Origin of the sequence: Pseudomonas sp. H9 (genome assembly GCF_004353925.1) — a bacterium.
Classification (GTDB): Bacteria; Pseudomonadota; Gammaproteobacteria; order Pseudomonadales; family Pseudomonadaceae; genus Aquipseudomonas.
In genome coordinates this window covers 98735-115817 of sequence record NZ_SMOK01000023.1, presented here as the reverse complement: position 1 = coordinate 115817, position 17083 = coordinate 98735, and the positions used below count along the sequence as shown (strand labels likewise).

Here is a 17083-nt window from a genome sequence, read left to right as displayed (position 1 = left end):
TGGTGCCTTCTGTCGCCGTTGGCGTTTGCAGAGAGCTCGTAATGCCGCTGTCCAATGTTCACGTCCTCTATGAGGATGACGCCATCCTGGTGATCAACAAACCGACACTGTTGTTGTCGGTGCCCGGACGGGCCGAAGACAACAAGGACTGCCTGATCACCCGCCTGCAGGAAAACGGCTATCCCGATGCCCTGATCGTCCATCGCCTGGACTGGGAAACCTCGGGGATCATCCTGCTGGCCCGCAACGCTGACAGTCACCGTGAACTGTCGCGACAGTTCCATGACCGTGAAACCGAGAAGGCCTACACCGCCTTGTGCTGGGGCCAGCCGTCGCTCGACAGCGGCAGCATCGACCTGCCACTGCGCTACGACCCACCGACCAAGCCCCGGCATGTGGTCGACCATGAGCACGGCAAGCATGCCCTGACCTTCTGGCGCATCGTCGAGCGCTACGCCGACCATTGCCGCGTGGAGCTGACGCCGATCACTGGCCGTTCGCACCAGTTGCGCGTGCATATGCTTTCGATTGGGCACCCGCTGCTCGGCGACCGCTTGTATGCCTACCCTGAAGCCCTCGCCGCGCACGAACGCTTGTGCCTTCACGCAAGTATGCTCAGCTTTACTCACCCGGTGACCGGGGAGCGGCTGCGCTTTGAGTGTCCGGCGCCGTTCTGATACAGCGCATCGCGGGGCAAGCCCGCTCCTACTGTGGGAGCGGGCTTGCCCCGCGACAGCTCAAGTGCGTTAAACTCGCGCCACTGCTGTCTGGAGTGACCTATGCGCGATGCACTGAATCAAGGCCTGATCGACTTTCTCAAAGCCTCCCCTACGCCGTTCCATGCCACTGCGGCTCTGGCTCAACGCCTGGAAGCCGCCGGCTACCAGCGTCTGGACGAGCGCGATAGCTGGGCCACGGTACCCGGCGGTCGTTACTACCTGACCCGCAACGATTCCTCGATCATCGCCTTCAAGCTCGGTCGTCATTCACCGCTGCTCGATGGCATTCGCCTGGTTGGTGCCCATACCGACAGCCCGTGCCTGCGGGTCAAGCCACAACCGGAGCTGCAGCGCCACGGCTTCTGGCAACTGGGTGTGGAAGTCTATGGCGGCGCTCTGCTCGCCCCATGGTTCGACCGCGACCTGTCGCTGGCCGGGCGCGTGACCTTCCGCCGTGATGGTAAGGTCGAAAGCCAGCTGGTCGACTTCAAACTGCCGATCGCCGTCATCCCCAACCTGGCGATTCACCTCAACCGTACTGCCAATGAAGGTTGGGCGATCAACCCGCAGACCGAGCTGCCACCGATTCTGGCTCAGGTCGCCGGTGACGAGCGTGTCGACTTCCGTGCCTTGCTCACCGACCAGCTGGCGCGCGAGCATGACCTGAACGCCGACGTGGTGCTGGATTACGAACTGAGTTTCTACGACACCCAAAGCGCCGCCTTGATTGGCCTGAACGGTGAGTTCATCGCTGGCGCCCGCCTCGACAACCTGTTGTCCTGCTACGCCGGCCTACAGGCGTTGCTTAACGCCGACAGCGACGAAACCTGCGTACTGGTCTGCAACGACCACGAAGAAGTCGGCTCTTGCTCGGCCTGTGGCGCCGATGGCCCAATGCTTGAGCAAACCTTGCGCCGCCTGCTGCCTGACGGTGACGACTTCGTCCGCACGATCCAGCGCTCGCTACTGGTGTCGGCCGACAACGCTCATGGCGTGCACCCCAACTATGCCGACAAACATGACGGCAACCACGGGCCCAAGCTCAATGCCGGGCCGGTGATCAAGGTCAACAACAACCAGCGCTACGCCACCAACAGTGAAACGGCTGGTTTCTTCCGCCATCTGTGCATGGCCGAAGAAGTACCGGTGCAGAGTTTCGTGGTGCGCAGCGACATGGGCTGTGGCTCGACCATCGGCCCGATCACCGCTAGCCACCTGGGTGTGCGTACCGTAGACATCGGCCTGCCGACCTTTGCCATGCACTCTATCCGCGAGCTGTGCGGCAGCCATGACCTGGCGCATCTGGTCAAAGTGCTGACGGCGTTTTATCGCAGTCGCGACTTGCCTTGACAACATCGCGGGGCAAGCCCGCTCCTACAGCAAGTGTGGGAGCGGGCTTGCCCCGCGATAATGGCCACTACTGACCTCAGTCAGCCTCCCCCACAGTGATACCCGCTATGCTTGCAGCATAATTCCGAATCCAAGGACCTTGCCGCATGTCAGCTTTTCAATCCCTCTTCCTCCCCGTCATCGCCGGCCTGATCCTGCTGACCGTAGGTTTCACAATGCGCGATCGCAACGTCGGCGTGTTCATGATGTGGATCGGCACCCTGGGCATGATCGGTATCATGTGCTGGAAGATCCTCGAGAAACTCAACTGACAAATACACTACACTCGGGCGATTGATCGTTATGAGGTTGATTGTCCGGTGTCCGCTTTTTTCCGTGTTCTTACTGTATGCCTGGCGCTGTTGATCCTGGCCCCGGCCCACGCCGCAGGGTTGCCGGGCCTGCTCGGCGGTAGCAAAGCCCAACCCGAGGCTACCGAACCGCTGGCGCAATCCCTCGATGAAGTCATCAAGAACCTGGAAAACGATCAGCAACGCAGCAAACTGCTGGCTGATCTGAAAAAACTGCGCGACAGCACCAAACAAGCGCAACCCGCTGCTGAGCAAGGTGTGCTGGGGCTGATTGGCACCACGTTCTCGGAGCTGGAAAAGCAGTTCAGTGGCGAGGCCAGCCCGCTTACCCGCTGGGGCCGGGAACTTGAACTGGCCAAGATCGAGTTCGACGCTCGCCTGGTGCCGCTCAACGAGCTGCCACCGATCCTGTTCGGCTTTGCAGCAATCATTGCCATCTGGAGCCTGCTGGCCTACGCCCTGAACTGGGTCAGTCATCAGGTGCGCCTGCGCTTCGGCCTCACCGAGGAACTACCACAGCATCCAAACACCTGGGACCTGGTGCGCTTCGCCCTGCGTAAACTCGGGCCTTGGTTGGTCGCCCTGGTGATCACCGTGTACCTGAGCTTCGCCCTGCCCTCGTCGCTGGGCAAGTCGATGGCCATGGTGCTGGCGTATGCCTTGGTCGTAGGGACTTGTTTCTCCGCAATTTGCGTTATCGCCTTTTCATTGCTCGATGGGCCGCATCGCCATCGTGCCCTGCATATCCTTCGCCATCAGGCCTTTCGTCCGCTGTGGCTGATCGGCAGCTTCGCAGCCTTTGGTGAAGCGATGAATGATCCACGCATGGCCAATGCCTTGGGTGATCATCTGGCGCATACGCTGGCGACCGCGGCCAATATTCTCGCGGCGATCTCCACCGGGCTGTTCATCCTGCGCTTCCGGCGCCCGATTGCTCATCTGATCCGCAACCAACCGCTGTCCCGACGCCTGACCCGACGCGCCCTGAGCGACACCATCGAAATCCTCGGCACCTTCTGGTACCTGCCAGCCCTGGTGCTGGTAGCCATCTCGCTGTTTGCCACGTTCATCTCTGCCGGTGACACCAGCACCGCCCTGCGTCAGTCGCTGATGTGTACGGTGCTGCTGATTCTGTGCATGGTCATCAACGGCCTGGTACGTCGCCATGGCCTTAAACCGCAACGCGCCAATCGTCGTCACGCCGTGTATGGCGAACGGCTGCGCAACTTTGGTTATACCTTGGTGCACATGGCCATATGGCTAGCCTTCATCGAGCTGGGGTTGCGGGTCTGGGGCTTCTCCCTGATCGGTTTCACCGAAGGCGAAGGCCATGAAGTGGCCGTGCGGTTGCTCGGTCTGGCCGGCACCCTGATCGCGGCCTGGTTGGTGTGGATTCTCGCCGACACCGCCATTCACCATGCCTTGACCCGCTCACGTAAAGGCCTGGCCAATACCCGCGCGCAAACGATGATGCCGCTGATCCGCAACGTCCTGTTCGTCACCATCTTCATCATTGCGGTGATCGTTGCGCTGGCCAACATGGGCATGAACGTCACGCCACTGCTGGCCGGTGCCGGTGTGATCGGCCTGGCCATCGGTTTCGGCGCTCAATCGCTGGTTGCCGACCTGATCACCGGCTTGTTCATCATCATTGAAGACTCGCTGGCGATTGACGACTATGTCGATGTCGGCGGCCACCTGGGCACGGTCGAAGGCCTAACCATTCGCACCGTGCGCCTGCGCGACATCGACGGCATCGTCCACACCATCCCATTCAGTGAAATCAAGAGCATCAAGAACTACTCCCGCGAATTCGGCTATGCGATCTTCCGGGTGGCCATCCCCCACAGCATGAACATCGACCAGGCCATCAGCCTGATCCGCGATGTTGGCCAGAAGCTACGCAACGACCCGTTGATGCGCCGCAACATCTGGTCGCCGCTGGAGCTACAAGGGGTGGAAAGCTTCGAATCGGGTTCGGCAATCCTGCGCGCCCGCTTCAAAACCGCACCGATCAAGCAATGGGAAGTGTCGCGAGCGTTCAACCTGGCCCTCAAGCGCCAGCTCGACGAAGCCGGCCTGGACCTGGCAACCCCGCGCCTGTCGGTTCAAGTGATAACGGCTGGCGGAACAAGCACTGGCGACTCCGCTGGACAGTAGGAGCGGGCTTGCCCCGCGATCGCGGTGTGTCAGTCAGACTGCATCGCGGGGCTAGCCCGCCCCCACAGATCACCCTGCCTCGGCACGGATGCGGACCGCATCGTGTCGCCAATACTCCAGGTCACAGTCGATCAGGCGCCCATGCTGGTCGCTGTTGACCCGCGTGATGTGCAGGCCCGGGCTGCCCGCTGACACCTTCAAGGCCTGGGCCGCAGCCACCGGCAACGCAGTGGGCAGGATTTCGAAGCGTACCCGACCATAGTGAATGCCGTAGTGCCGCTCATACAGTTCGGTCAGTGATTGGCTCAGATCACAATCGAGAATCCCAGCAAAGTACTCAGGGTTCAGGTAGTGCTCGGCATACAGCACCGCCCGCCCGTTAATTCGCCGTAAGCGGCAGATCTGAATCACGCTCGACAATGGTGGCAACTGCAAACGCGCACACACCGCAGCTGTCGCGGGTTGCAGGCGCGCCGACAGCAGTTCGGTAGAGGCCTCGCGGCCTTGCGCCTGCACCATCGCATGGAAATGGCTGCGCTCGATCAAGTCATAGGTCAGACGCTCCGGCGCCACGAACCAGCCTCGTCGCTCTTCACGGTAAATCAACCCACGCGCCTCCAGCTGCACCAAAGCTTCACGCAAGGTGATACGCGTGGTGTCGAACACCTCGCTCAACTTTCGTTCGGCGGGCAACTTGCAGCCGGGCGCCAACAAGCCATGCTCAATCTGCTCCTGCAGAGCATGGCAAATGGCTGTTACTGCTCGCGGTGGCAGTGCTTGCATCAAAGGTTACCTATCTGGACTAGTCCAGCCCCAACAGAGCGCAAAAATGCCCGACATCAAGGCTATGAGAATAGTGCAAGCCTAGGCGGAGCAGATGAACGTCAGATGACACAGCCGCCAAGAACACTGATGAGATTTCCTACAACAAACATGCCAAGACCTTGCGGATCAAGCACTTGAAACTGGTCTAAGCTCTATTTCCAAGGTTGACAGACGAGCCTGAAACCACCCTCTCGACATCAAACTGTCATGCAACATGCCTACCTTGGCTCGGGTATTGCTGACCTAGACCAACCGAATCGCAACAACGTCCACACCACCATTCGCGTTTTGCAAGGCACCCACCAAGGAGCTTCGGATGAAACAGCTTTTTCTGGCATCACTGTTAGGTTCGACCATTGCCCTGTGCACGTCGGCCATGGCCGCCGACACCGACCTCAAAGCCCTCGAAGAGGCTGCCCGTAAAGAAGGCGTCGTCAACAGCGTCGGTATGCCCGATGCCTGGGCCAACTGGAAAGGCACCTGGGAGGACCTGGCGAAAAAATACGGCCTCAAGCACATGGACACCGACATGAGCTCGGCCCAGGAAGTGGCCAAGTTCGATGCCGAAAAAGACAACGCCAGCGCTGACATCGGTGACGTGGGTGCCGCCTTCGGCCCGATTGCCGTGGCCAAGGGCGTGACTCAACCTTACAAACCCAGCACCTGGGAACAGGTCCCGGATTGGGCCAAAGATAAAGACGGCCACTGGGCCCTGGCCTACACCGGCACCATTGCATTCATCATCAACAAGCAGTTGGTGAAAGAAGCCGACATGCCTAAAACCTGGCATGACCTGGAGAAAGGCAAATACAAAGTCGCCATTGGTGACGTCAGCACTGCAGCTCAGGCCGCCAACGGTGTGCTAGCCGCAGCCTTAGCCTACAAGGGCGACGAAAAGAACATCGAGCCAGGCTTGCAGTTGTTCACCAAACTGGCGCAGCAAAAGCGGCTGTCCCTCGCCAACCCGACCATCCAGACCCTGGAAAAGGGCGAGATCGAAGTGGGGGTAGTCTGGGACTTCAACGGCCTGAGCTATCGTCAGCAGATCGATCCGCAGCGTTTCGAAGTGCTGATTCCCTCTGACGGCTCGGTGATTTCCGGCTACACCACCATCATCAACAAATACGCCAAACACCCCAATGCCGCCAAGCTGACCCGTGAGTACATCTTCAGCGATGCCGGGCAAATCAACCTGGCTCACGGCCATGCCCGCCCGATTCGCGCCGAGCACCTGACGCTGCCGGCCGACGTGCAGGCCAAGCTGCTGCCGAATGAGCAATACAAGGCAGTGCAGCCGATCAAAGATGCCGCCGCCTGGGAAGCGACCTCCAAGAAGCTGCCGCAGATGTGGCAGGAGCAAGTGATCATCGAGATGGAGTGATCCTTAATCGCGGGGCAAGCCCGCTCCTACCGCAGGAGCGGGCTTGCCCCGCGACGCGATCACCGCGAAATCGGAGAAGCCATGAACCATAACGTCATCCTGGTCCTGCTCGATGGTCTCAACCATCAGGTCGCGCACCATGCCATGGGCCATCTGCATGCCTATGTCGAGGCCGACCGCGCAGCCTTGTACCGCCTGGAGTGCGAACTGCCAGCGCTGTCGCGCCCGCTCTACGAATGCATCCTCACCGGCGTCGCGCCGATCGACAGCGGCATCGTGCACAACAATGTCACCCGCCTTTCCAACCAGCGCAGCATCTTCCACTACGCCCGAGAGGCTGGCCTGGGCACTGCGGCGGCGGCCTATCACTGGATGAGCGAGCTGTACAACCGCTCACCCTTCGACCCTCTGCGTGACCGCCATACCCACGCGCCCAAGCTGCCGATCCAGCACGGATTGTTCTATTACGCCGACCATTACCCGGACTCCCACCTGTTCGCCGATGCCGAATACCTGCGCCGCCGCCATGCGCCGAATTTCCTTCTGGTGCACCCGATGAACATTGACGACGCCGGCCACCGCCATGGCCTGGACAGCAGCCAGTACCGTAACAGCGCACGCAGCGCCGATATCCTCCTGGCCGATTACCTGCACACATGGTTGCAAGACGGCTATCAGGTGCTGGTCACCGCCGACCATGGCATGAACAACGATCGCTCGCACAACGGCCTGCTGGCTGAAGAACGCGAGGTACCGTTGTTCGTGTTTGGCGATGCCTTCAGCCTTGATCCTGCGGCCAAACCGCTGCAAACCGAACTGTGCGGTACGGTCTGTGAACTGCTGGGCGTCCCCCACGACAAGCCGGTATGCCGGGAGCTGCTCAAGTGAATTCGATCAAACGCGCCAAGTGGCTGGCGTCGCTGTGCCTGCTGCCGTTCGCGCTGTTTTTCATCATTTTCCAGATCGCCCCACTGGCCTGGGTGGCCATCCATAGCCTGCAGGCTGAAAGTGGCTGGGGCTTGGCCAACTTCAGCAAGGTGTTCGAATCCAGGTTCTATCGCCAGGCCATCCAGCACAGCCTGGAGATCAGTTTCTGGTCGAGTGTCTTGGGCATCGTTATCGCCATTCTCGGCAGCTATTCGTTGCGCAAAGTCGACTCGCGCCTGCGCGACTTCGTCAACGCGTTTGCCAACATGACCAGTAACTTCTCCGGAGTGCCGTTAGCCTTTGCCTTCATTATCCTGCTCGGCTTCAACGGTGCCCTGACCCTACTGCTGAAACAGGCGGGGATCATCGAAGACTTCAACCTGTACTCGAAAACCGGCCTGATCATCCTCTACACCTACTTCCAGATTCCACTGGGGGTGCTGCTGCTCTACCCGGCGTTCGACGCCCTGCGCGAAGACTGGCGCGAATCGGCGGCACTGCTGGGTGCCAACGCCTGGCAATACTGGCGGCACATCGGCTTGCCGGTGCTGACACCCGCCCTGCTGGGCACCTTCGTTATCCTCCTGGCCAATGCCCTGGGCGCCTACGCCACGGTTTACGCGTTGACCACCGGCAACTTCAACGTGCTGCCGATCCGCATTGCCGCGCTGGTAGCCGGCGATATTTCCCTGGACCCGAACCTGGCCAGCGCCCTGGCGATGATCCTGGTGGGCTTGATGACCCTGGTAACCGTCGTTCATCAATGGCTGTTGAAGAGGAGCTACCATGTCACGCGCTGAATCGGGCACGGCCCACCTCTACCATCGCCTGGTGGTGTACCTGCTGTTTCTCATCCTGCTGTTACCGCTGGCCGGTACCCTGCTCTACTCGTTGGCCACCAGCTGGTCGGCGAGCCTGTTGCCCAGTGGCCTGACCTTCAAGTGGTACCTGGCACTGTGGAGCGATCCACGTTTCCTCGCCGCGTTTGGTCAGTCGCTGCTGGTCTGCGTCGGTGCATTGCTGTTGTCGGTCGTGCTGATCCTGCCGTTGCTGTTTGTGGTGCATTACCACTTTCCACGCCTCGACGCCCTGATGAACATCCTCATCCTGCTGCCCTTCGCCGTACCGCCAGTGGTGTCGTCGGTGGGCCTGTTGCAGTTGTACGGCTCCGGCCCCATGGCCATGGTCGGCACCCCGTGGATTCTGATCGGCTGCTACTTCACCGTAGCCCTGCCGTTCATGTACCGCGCCATTACCAATAACTTGCAGGCCATCAACCTGCGCGACCTGATGGACGCCGCCCAGCTCCTCGGTGCCAGCACCTTCCAGGCCGCATTTCTGGTGGTGCTGCCGAACCTGCGCAAGGGCTTGCTGGTGGCTTTGCTGCTGTCGTTCTCGTTCCTGTTCGGCGAGTTCGTGTTCGCCAACCTGCTGGTGGGCACCCGCTATGAAACCCTGCAGGTATACCTCAACAACATGCGCAACAGCAGTGGCCACTTCAACAGCGCCCTGGTGATTTCCTATTTCCTCTTTGTGCTGGTGCTGACCTGGGCAGCCAACCGCCTGAACAAGGACAAATCCTGATATGAGCTTTGTCAGCGTACAGAACCTGCAGAAAAGCTACGGTGGCAGCCCGGTGTTCAACGACATCAACTGCCAGATCCAGCGCGGCGAATTCGTCACCCTGCTCGGCCCCTCCGGTTGCGGCAAGTCCACCCTGCTGCGCTGCATCGCCGGCCTGACCTCGGTCGACAGTGGCAAGATCCTCCTCGACGGTAACGACCTGGTGCCACTAAGCCCGCAAAAGCGTGGCATCGGCATGGTGTTCCAGAGCTACGCGCTGTTCCCCAATATGAACGTGGAGCAGAACGTTGCCTTCGGCCTGCGCATGCAAAAAGTCAACGCCGATGAAAGCCGCACCCGCGTACGCGAAGCCCTGCAATTGGTCGAACTGCAGGACTTCGCCGGTCGATATCCGCATCAACTCTCCGGTGGCCAATGCCAACGGGTAGCGCTGGCACGTTCGTTGGTGACTCGGCCACGCCTGCTGCTGCTCGATGAACCGTTGTCAGCACTGGATGCACGGATTCGCAAGCACCTGCGCGATCAGATCCGCCAGATCCAGCGCGAGTTGGGTTTGACCACGATTTTCGTGACCCACGACCAGGAAGAAGCGCTGACCCTGTCAGACCGTATTTTCCTCATGAACCAAGGCCGCATCGTCCAGAGCGGCGATGCTGAAACCCTCTACACCGCGCCAGTAGATGTGTTCGCCGCCGGTTTTATCGGCAACTACAACTTGCTCGATGCCGACAGCGCCAGCCGCCTGCTGCAGCGCCCGGTAACCAGTCGCCTGGCGATTCGCCCGGAAGCCATTGCCCTGAGCCTCAACGGAGAGCTTGAAGGACAGGTGCGCAGCCACAGCTTGCTGGGCAACGTGATCCGCTACCGGGTCGAAGCCCGCGGCGTAGAATTGTTGGTCGATGTGCTCAACCGCTCGTCTGCCGATCTGCATCCGGACGGCCAGCGGGTATCCTTGTCGATCGATCCCACCGCCCTCTGCGAAGTCGCCTGAGGGTTGCACAGGAGTTTTTCAGAACATGGCACTAGCGATTTTCGATCTGGATGAAACGCTGATTCACGGCGATTGTGCGTCGCTGTGGAGCGCACAAATGGCTCGCTTGGGCTGGGTCGATGGTGAATCTTTCCTGCGCCGTGACAAAGAACTGATGGACGCTTACGGCAAGGGGCATCTGGCGATGGAAGACTACATGGCCTTCAGCCTGGAGCCACTGATCGGGCGCACCCCGGATGAAGTCGATCACCTGGTCGAGCCCTGGGTAGAAGATTTCATCGAACCGATCATCTTCAGTGACGCGACCACCGCCATTGCCGCCCACCGCAAGGCCGGTGATCGCATTCTGGTGATCTCGGCGTCCGGCACACACCTGGTGCGGCCGATTGCCGAGCGTTTGGGCATCGATGAAATTCTGGGTATCGAGCTGCAGGTTGAAAACGGTGTGTACACCGGTAAGACCCAAGGCGTACTGACCTACCGGGAAGGCAAGATCACGCGCTTGCTGGAATGGCTGGATCAGGAAGAAGAAAACCTCGAAGGAGCGAGTTTCTATTCCGACTCACGCAACGATCTGCCGCTGTTGCGCAAGGTGGATTACCCGCATGTGGTCAACCCGGACCCAGTATTGCGCGAAGAAGCCGAGACAAAGGGCTGGCCGATTCACACCTGGCGTTGATAGCGTTCTGGTAGGAGCGGGCTTGTTGTGGGAGCGGGCTTGCCCCGCGATACGGTATGCCTGACACACCGCAATCGCGGGGCAAGCCCGCTCCTACCGGGTGCTTTACACCAGGCTTTCGTCGATCACCAGCACCAGTTTGCCTGACACCTGGTTACTCGCAAGCTCGGCAAACGCTGCTTCGGCATCTTTGATCGGGAACGCTTTGGCCAGTTGCGGCTGCAACCTGCCTTCAGTGAACAGCGGCCAGACTTGTTGGCCCAGATCACTGAGCAGGTCGGCCTTGAACTGGTCATCACGCGTTCGCAAAGTTGAACCCGTTACCTGAACTCGCTTGGTCAGCAGTTGAGCCAGGTCCAATTCGGCCTTGCGCCCCCCCATCAAACCAATGATCACCCAACGACCATCGCGGGCCAGCAGTTTGAGGTTGAGCTCGGCATAGTTGGCGCCAACCGGGTCGAGGATGACATCGAAGGGTCCGAAATCGCTCAGGCTGTTCAGGTCATCGCCACGTACCACGCCGGCGGTGGCCCCCAGCGCTTCGCAGTAGGCCAGACGCTCAGCCGAACCGACACTGACCCAGCACGGGCTGCCAAAGGCCTTGCACAGCTGGATAGCGGCCGAGCCGACACCGCTGGCCCCGGCATGCAGCAACACTTTCTCGCCCGGCTTGAGCCCGGCCAGTTGAAACAGGTTGAGCCAGGCGGTCGCATACACCTCAGGAATGGCTGCCGCTTCCTGCAAGCTCAGGCCTTCCGGAACCGGCAGTACATGGCGCGCATCCACCACCACTTCCTCCGCCATACCGCCGCCGGCCAACAGCGCACAGACCCGGTCTCCCACCTGCCAGGAAGCGCCTGCACCGACTTCGGTGATCACCCCGGAGCACTCCAGGCCAAGAAATTCGCTGGCACCCGGCGGCGGTGGATAGAGCCCGGCGCGCTGCAGCAAATCGGCGCGATTCAGGCCTGCGGCAGCCACTCGAATTCGTACTTGACCGATATCGCATGCTGGACTTGTCGTCGCAACCCACTCCACATGTCCGTCAACGCCTTGCAATGCCTTCACAGTGCCTCCATAGTTGAGTCATGACTGAGCCCGACGCTGTAGCCGCGGGCTTTTTGCATTATGCGTCCAGTTCTTATGGAACTGGCGAATTCAAAGACGGCCTACTATGCGTGATCAATTGTCCCTACGTCGAATCAGCATGAAGCATTTTTTGCCAAGTACCACTCTCGCACTGTTGATCGGACTGGGCAGCCTGCCGTTGACGGGCAATGCATGGGCCGCCAACAGCTGGGATAAACTCCAGCCCGATCGTGACGAAGTCGTCGCCAGCCTCAACGTGGTTGAGCTGCTCAAGCGCCACCATTACAGCAAGCCGCCGCTCAACGATGCGCGTTCGGTGATCATCTACGACAGCTATATCAAGCTGCTCGATCCGGCCCGCAGCTATTTCCTGGCCAGCGATATCGCCGAGTTCGACAAGTGGAAGACCCAGTTCGACGATTTCCTCAAAAGCGGCAATCTCGACCCCGGTTTTACCATCTACAAGCGCTACCTGGACCGGGTCAAATCGCGTCTGGACTTCACCCTGGCCGAGTTGAACAAAGGCGTCGAGAATTTCGACTTCACCACCAAAGAAACCCTGCTGGTCGACCGCAAAGACGCGCCGTGGATCAAGACCCAGGCCGAGCTTGACGACTTGTGGCGCAAACGTGTCAAAGATGAGGTTCTGCGCCTGAAAATCGCCGGCAAAGAGCCCAAGGCGATCCAGGAGCTGCTGACCAAACGCTACAAGAACCAACTCTCGCGTCTGGACCAGACCCGCGCGGAAGACATCTTCCAGACCTACATCAACACCTTTGCCCAGTCCTACGACCCGCACACCAACTACCTGTCGCCCGACAGCGCGGAAAACTTCGATATCAATATGAGCCTGTCGCTCGAAGGTATCGGGGCTGTGCTGCAAAGTGACAACGATCAGGTCAAGATCGTGCGCCTGGTGCCGGCTGGCCCTGCCGCCAAGACCAAGCAAGTGGCTCCGGCCGACAAAATCATCGGCGTCGCCCAAGGCGACAAAGAGATGGTCGACGTCATCGGCTGGCGTCTGGATGAAGTGGTCAAGCTGATCCGTGGACCGAAAGGCTCGGTGGTACGCCTGGAAGTGATCCCGGCCAGCAACGCGCCAAACGACCAGACCAGCAAGATCGTGCCAATCACCCGTGAGGCGGTGAAGCTTGAAGAGCAAGCGGCGAAAAAATCCGTGCTCAAACTCAAGCAGGATGGCCGCGAGTACAAGCTGGGCATCATCGAAATTCCAGCCTTCTACCTCGATTTCAAGGCCTTCCGTGCCGGCGATCCGGAGTACAAGAGCACTACCCGTGACGTGAAGAAGCTGCTCACTGAACTGCAGAAAGAAAAAGTCGACGGCGTGGTCATTGACCTGCGCAACAACGGCGGCGGTTCTCTGCAGGAAGCCACCGAGCTGACCAGCCTGTTCATCGACAAGGGCCCGACCGTACTGGTGCGCAACAGCGATGGCCGTGTTGATGTGCTGGAAGACGAAAACCCTGGCGCCTTCTACAAAGGCCCGCTGGCCTTGGTGGTCAACCGCCTGTCTGCCTCGGCTTCGGAGATTTTCGCCGGCGCCATGCAGGACTACCACCGCGCGTTGATCCTCGGTGGCCAGACCTTCGGCAAAGGCACCGTGCAGACCATCCAGCCGCTTAACCATGGCGAACTGAAGCTGACCCTGGCCAAGTTCTACCGGGTTTCCGGGCAGAGCACCCAGCACCAGGGCGTATTGCCGGACATCGACTACCCGTCGATCATCGACACCAAGGAAATCGGCGAAAGCGCCCTGCCTGAAGCCATGCCGTGGGACACCATCCGCCCGGCGATCAAGCCGGCGGTCGATCCGTTCAAACCGTTCCTGGCCCAGCTCAAGGCGCGTCACGACAGCCGCACCGCCAAAGATCCGGAGTTTGTCTACATCCGCGATCGCCTGGCGCTGACCCAGAAGCTGATGAACGAAAAAACCGTCAGCCTCAATGAAGTCGAGCGCCGTGCCCAGCACGCCGATATCGAGAGCAAACAACTGGCGCTGGAAAACACCCGACGCAAAGCCAAGGGCGAAGAACCGCTCAAGGAACTGAAGAAGGAAGACGAAGACGCCCTGCCAGCCGAGCCGGACGATACCAAACCGGAAGACGACGCTTACCTGTCGGAGTCCGGGCGGATCTTGCTCGACTACTTGGGGTTGAATTCGGCCGTGGCAAAGAACAACCCGTAAAAAGGTGATGGCAAAATAATGTGACTGTGCCTCTATTGAGTCATTAAACAGTCACGATTCTGTCGTGAAATAAAGGACTGAGCGCCACTGGCCTCAGTCCTTTTTTTTGGACGATTGGAATTGAGAGCTTACCGCCAGCTCAGTGGGAGCGGGCTTGACCCGCGATGCGATGTGACTGACAGCCCCCAATCGCGGGTCAAGCCCGCTCCCACCGCCGGATAAGCCCACAGCCCCAACACTTCGTTAAGAACCTTTTTTCAAGGTAGTGCCGCCATGACCGTGACCGAACAGCTCAGCGCGTTGAGCACCATTCTTGCTCAGGGCGGCTTGCATAGCCTGTTCCAGCCGATTGTGTGCCTGTCGGAGCGGCGCATCCTCGGTTACGAGGCCTTGAGCCGCGGCCCCTCCAACAGCCCGCTGCACTCCCCGCTAAATCTGTTTACTGTCGCCCGCCAGGCCGGACGCCTGACCGAGCTGGAGGCCGCCTGCCGGAAAAGCGCCTGCCGGCGGTTCAGCCAGCAACAACTGGAGGGCAAGCTGTTTCTCAACGTCTCCCCAGAGTCGCTGCTTGAGCCCCAGTATCAATCCGGTCGCACCTTGCAAATGCTCCATGACTTGGGCTTACCGCCAAGCCGGGTGGTGATCGAGCTGACCGAACAAACCCCCACTGACGATTTCCAACTGCTGTTCAATGCGCTGCACCACTACCGCGACATGGGCTTTTCCATTGCCCTGGATGACCTGGGTGCCGGCTATTCAAGCCTGCGCCTGTGGTCAGAGCTGCGCCCCGACTACGTCAAGATTGACCGCCATTTCATCGACGGAATTCACCTGGATGCGGTCAAGCGTGAGTTCGTCGGCTCCATTCTGCAAATCGCCCGTGCCTCGCGTGCCCAGGTGATTGCCGAGGGCATCGAACTGGCTGAAGAGCTTAAAGTGCTGACCGAGATGGGTGTCGACCTGGTTCAGGGCTACCTGCTTGGCCGCCCGCTGGAGCATCCCTCACGGGACATCCAACAAATGCTTGGTAGCCCGGATCGGGGTGTACAGGTGCTCAGCGAGGATGGTGGCAACCTGACGGCGCTGCTCAACGAACAACCTGCAGTAACCCAGGACACTCCAACGGCGCAGGTGCTGGAACTGTTCCGACGCCAGGCCAACTTGAATTCGATGGCGGTGCTCAACGAGCGCCGCCAGCCCTGTGGCATCGTGCACCGCCATTCACTGTCAGATGCGCTGCTCAAGCCGTTTGCCACCGACCTGTTTGCACGAAAGCCAATCAGCCGCCTGATGAGCGATGACTTTCTGGCAGTGGAGCTGACGCAGTCATTACAACAAGTCAGCCGTCTGCTCACCAGCCGCGCGCGCCAGCGTATCGAAGAAGATTTCATCATTATCCACAACGGCCGCTACCTGGGCCTTGGGCGGGTCATCGATGTGCTCAAGCTGATCACCGAACAGAAGATCCAGCAAGCCCGCTATGCCAACCCGCTGACCCTGCTTCCCGGCAACGTCCCGATCCAGCAATGTCTGACCCGCTTGCTGCAGCAGCAACGTGAGGCGGCGATCTGTTATGTGGATATCGACAGCTTCAAGCCGTTCAATGACCTCTACGGCTACGCCCGTGGCGATGAGGTGCTGCTGTGTCTGGCGCAGTGCCTGAGCGAACGGGTAGATCCCAATCATGACTTTGTCGGCCATATTGGCGGTGATGATTTCATGCTGGTGTTGGGGTCTGCTGACTGGGAGCGCAGGCTACAGCTGCTGCTGGAAGACTTTCAGAAACAGTGCCGCCGCTTCTACCGCCCCGAGCATGCGCAGGCGGGGTGTTTTGTTGCCCTCAACCGCCAGGGACAGCGCCAGGAGTTCGCCCTGCTGTCGTTGTCGATCGGCGTGGTGCAATTGCGCCCAGAGGCCTGCGCCGGCCTCGATGCCGGGCATCTGGCGGAGCTGGCATCACAGGCCAAGCATCAAGCCAAAGACCACTCCGGTTTCAGCTTGTACCTGATCGATACGGCGCCAACCGCTCAGGCTTCTTCTTTTTCCGGGTAACTGTACTCGAACACCCTGACCACTTCCGAAGCATGCCAGGACGCAGCTGCCATACCGTCCGACGGCCCGGAAAAACGCCCGAGGCGCTCGACGCACTCAAAGAAGCCGGTACGCGGCAAACGACTGGCCCCCTGGCTGATCACCAGCGAGCTGCGCAGCGGTTGCTCTGCACGGGCATCCAGCGCCGCCAGGTGCTCCAGCGCGGCGGTAAGGGTCTGCATGGCGGGGCTGGGCAACTGCAGGCGTTCGAGCAAGGCACGGTAGGTCAGAAGGTGGCGTTGGCGGCGAGCCAAGTCCAGTTCGCCCAGCAGGCCCTCCCAGTGCTGGCGACTGATCCGTACGCTACTCACGACGACTCGCTCCAGCCAACCACTCCAAGCTCCCAGGCCAGGCTGCGGCGAATCGCGGCATCCGGCTGACGTTCGCCACTTTCGATCAAAGACAGATACACCGGGCTGATACCCACGCTACGCGCCAGTTGTTCCGGCGTCAGCCCCTTGCCCTCACGCAAACGCGCCAGCTCACTGAAGCTCGGCAAGCTGGCGTTGTCTGGAGGGGTTGTCGGTGTATGTGCGACTACTGCTGGTTCACCCTGGCCAGCGGCTTTTAGCAGTGCCTGGTACTGCTCCCAGGGTACAACCGCATACTCGGGTTGACCGTCCCGGCTGATAACCTGAATACCCATCACAATCCCTCTTGTAGGATTACTGGATGTAATCTGTAGGCATAATCCTTATGCCAATTATATTACCAGCCAGCAAGGGTGTGCA

16 protein-coding genes are annotated in these 17083 nt (G+C 60.0%); 12 read left to right on the top strand and 4 right to left on the bottom strand.

The genetic code is table 11. From position 1 onward, the window contains the following. Positions 1–41: 41 nt before the first annotated feature. The 4 genes from E1573_RS18130 to E1573_RS18120 all read left to right on the top strand — a co-directional run bounded on the left by E1573_RS18130 (position 42) and on the right by E1573_RS18120 (position 4579). On the top strand, positions 42–677 hold the full coding sequence (locus E1573_RS18130) for an RluA family pseudouridine synthase (RefSeq protein ID WP_133215956.1): 636 nt from the start codon (positions 42–44) through the stop codon (positions 675–677). A 102-nt stretch (positions 678–779) separates the two neighbouring features. Further along, positions 780–2069: a M18 family aminopeptidase gene (locus tag E1573_RS18125; RefSeq protein ID WP_133215955.1), complete on the top strand. Its 1290-nt coding sequence runs from the start codon at positions 780–782 to the stop codon at positions 2067–2069. Positions 2070–2215: 146 nt separating this feature from the next. After that, the gene (locus tag E1573_RS26760; RefSeq protein WP_165957355.1) at positions 2216–2380 is read left to right on the top strand and encodes a hypothetical protein; all 165 of its coding nucleotides are present in this window, start codon (positions 2216–2218) and stop codon (positions 2378–2380) included. A 48-nt stretch (positions 2381–2428) separates the two neighbouring features. After that, entirely contained in the window at positions 2429–4579 is a 2151-nt protein-coding gene (locus E1573_RS18120; protein ID WP_133215954.1) for a mechanosensitive ion channel family protein, read from the top strand. 69 nt (positions 4580–4648) lie between these two features. Here E1573_RS18120 and phnR read toward each other — a convergent pair whose 3' ends face one another. Continuing rightward, complete coding sequence (gene phnR, locus E1573_RS18115) at positions 4649–5362, bottom strand: phosphonate utilization transcriptional regulator PhnR (protein ID WP_133215953.1); 714 nt, start codon at positions 5360–5362, stop codon at positions 4649–4651. A gap of 358 nt (positions 5363–5720) precedes the next feature. Between phnR and E1573_RS18110 the strand changes: the two genes are divergently transcribed. The 6 genes from E1573_RS18110 to E1573_RS18085 all read left to right on the top strand — a co-directional run bounded on the left by E1573_RS18110 (position 5721) and on the right by E1573_RS18085 (position 10966). Further along, positions 5721–6785 (top strand): ABC transporter substrate-binding protein, encoded by a 1065-nt coding sequence (locus tag E1573_RS18110; RefSeq protein ID WP_133215952.1) that lies wholly within the window; start codon positions 5721–5723, stop codon positions 6783–6785. An 81-nt stretch (positions 6786–6866) separates the two neighbouring features. After that, positions 6867–7673 (top strand): alkaline phosphatase family protein, encoded by an 807-nt coding sequence (locus E1573_RS18105; RefSeq protein ID WP_133215951.1) that lies wholly within the window; start codon positions 6867–6869, stop codon positions 7671–7673. Positions 7674–7678: 5 nt separating this feature from the next. Then, a complete protein-coding gene (locus E1573_RS18100) occupies positions 7679–8512 on the top strand; it encodes an ABC transporter permease subunit (RefSeq protein WP_165957357.1) in 834 nt (277 codons plus the stop codon). Beyond that, entirely contained in the window at positions 8499–9296 is a 798-nt protein-coding gene (locus tag E1573_RS18095) for an ABC transporter permease (protein ID WP_133215949.1), read from the top strand. The genes E1573_RS18100 and E1573_RS18095 overlap by 14 nt, the downstream gene beginning before the upstream one ends. Before the next feature lies 1 nt (position 9297). Further along, positions 9298–10287, top strand: a complete 990-nt coding sequence (locus E1573_RS18090) for an ABC transporter ATP-binding protein (RefSeq protein ID WP_133215948.1) — start codon at positions 9298–9300, stop codon at positions 10285–10287. Positions 10288–10312: 25 nt separating this feature from the next. Continuing rightward, positions 10313–10966, top strand: coding sequence for an HAD family phosphatase (locus tag E1573_RS18085; RefSeq protein WP_133215947.1), 654 nt, complete (start codon positions 10313–10315; stop codon positions 10964–10966). Positions 10967–11071: 105 nt separating this feature from the next. Here the strand turns inward: E1573_RS18085 and E1573_RS18080 are convergent, their stop codons facing one another. Continuing rightward, positions 11072–12034 carry an NAD(P)H-quinone oxidoreductase gene (locus E1573_RS18080; protein WP_133215946.1) on the bottom strand — a complete coding sequence of 321 codons (963 nt, stop codon included), beginning with the start codon at positions 12032–12034 and terminating at the stop codon, positions 11072–11074. A 139-nt stretch (positions 12035–12173) separates the two neighbouring features. Here E1573_RS18080 and E1573_RS18075 point away from each other — a divergent pair, with 139 nt between their 5' ends. Next, the gene (locus tag E1573_RS18075) at positions 12174–14261 is read left to right on the top strand and encodes a carboxy terminal-processing peptidase (RefSeq protein WP_165957354.1); all 2088 of its coding nucleotides are present in this window, start codon (positions 12174–12176) and stop codon (positions 14259–14261) included. A gap of 273 nt (positions 14262–14534) precedes the next feature. Then, positions 14535–16313 (top strand): bifunctional diguanylate cyclase/phosphodiesterase, encoded by a 1779-nt coding sequence (locus E1573_RS18070; protein ID WP_133215944.1) that lies wholly within the window; start codon positions 14535–14537, stop codon positions 16311–16313. Here E1573_RS18070 and E1573_RS18065 read toward each other — a convergent pair. Both E1573_RS18065 and E1573_RS18060 read right to left on the bottom strand, forming a co-directional pair. After that, the gene (locus tag E1573_RS18065; RefSeq protein ID WP_133215943.1) at positions 16289–16663 is read right to left on the bottom strand and encodes a hypothetical protein; all 375 of its coding nucleotides are present in this window, start codon (positions 16661–16663) and stop codon (positions 16289–16291) included. The genes E1573_RS18070 and E1573_RS18065 overlap by 25 nt on opposite strands. After that, positions 16660–16998, bottom strand: a complete 339-nt coding sequence (locus tag E1573_RS18060) for a helix-turn-helix transcriptional regulator (RefSeq protein ID WP_133215942.1) — start codon at positions 16996–16998, stop codon at positions 16660–16662. The genes E1573_RS18065 and E1573_RS18060 overlap by 4 nt, the downstream gene beginning before the upstream one ends. Positions 16999–17083: the final 85 nt, after the last annotated feature.

Excerpts from the sequence above, each read along its gene's own strand:
- E1573_RS18130 (WP_133215956.1), top strand. The coding sequence starts at position 42 with ATGCCGCTGTCCAATGTTCACGTCCTCTATGAGGATGACGCCATCCTG.
- E1573_RS18125 (WP_133215955.1), top strand. The coding sequence starts at position 780 with ATGCGCGATGCACTGAATCAAGGCCTGATCGACTTTCTCAAAGCCTCC.
- E1573_RS26760 (WP_165957355.1), top strand. The coding sequence starts at position 2,216 with ATGTCAGCTTTTCAATCCCTCTTCCTCCCCGTCATCGCCGGCCTGATC.
- phnR (WP_133215953.1), bottom strand. The coding sequence starts at position 5,362 with ATGCAAGCACTGCCACCGCGAGCAGTAACAGCCATTTGCCATGCTCTG.
- E1573_RS18110 (WP_133215952.1), top strand. The coding sequence starts at position 5,721 with ATGAAACAGCTTTTTCTGGCATCACTGTTAGGTTCGACCATTGCCCTG.
- E1573_RS18105 (WP_133215951.1), top strand. The coding sequence starts at position 6,867 with ATGAACCATAACGTCATCCTGGTCCTGCTCGATGGTCTCAACCATCAG.
- E1573_RS18095 (WP_133215949.1), top strand. The coding sequence starts at position 8,499 with ATGTCACGCGCTGAATCGGGCACGGCCCACCTCTACCATCGCCTGGTG.
- E1573_RS18090 (WP_133215948.1), top strand. The coding sequence starts at position 9,298 with ATGAGCTTTGTCAGCGTACAGAACCTGCAGAAAAGCTACGGTGGCAGC.
- E1573_RS18085 (WP_133215947.1), top strand. The coding sequence starts at position 10,313 with ATGGCACTAGCGATTTTCGATCTGGATGAAACGCTGATTCACGGCGAT.
- E1573_RS18075 (WP_165957354.1), top strand. The coding sequence starts at position 12,174 with ATGAAGCATTTTTTGCCAAGTACCACTCTCGCACTGTTGATCGGACTG.
- E1573_RS18070 (WP_133215944.1), top strand. The coding sequence starts at position 14,535 with ATGACCGTGACCGAACAGCTCAGCGCGTTGAGCACCATTCTTGCTCAG.
- E1573_RS18060 (WP_133215942.1), bottom strand. The coding sequence starts at position 16,998 with ATGGGTATTCAGGTTATCAGCCGGGACGGTCAACCCGAGTATGCGGTT.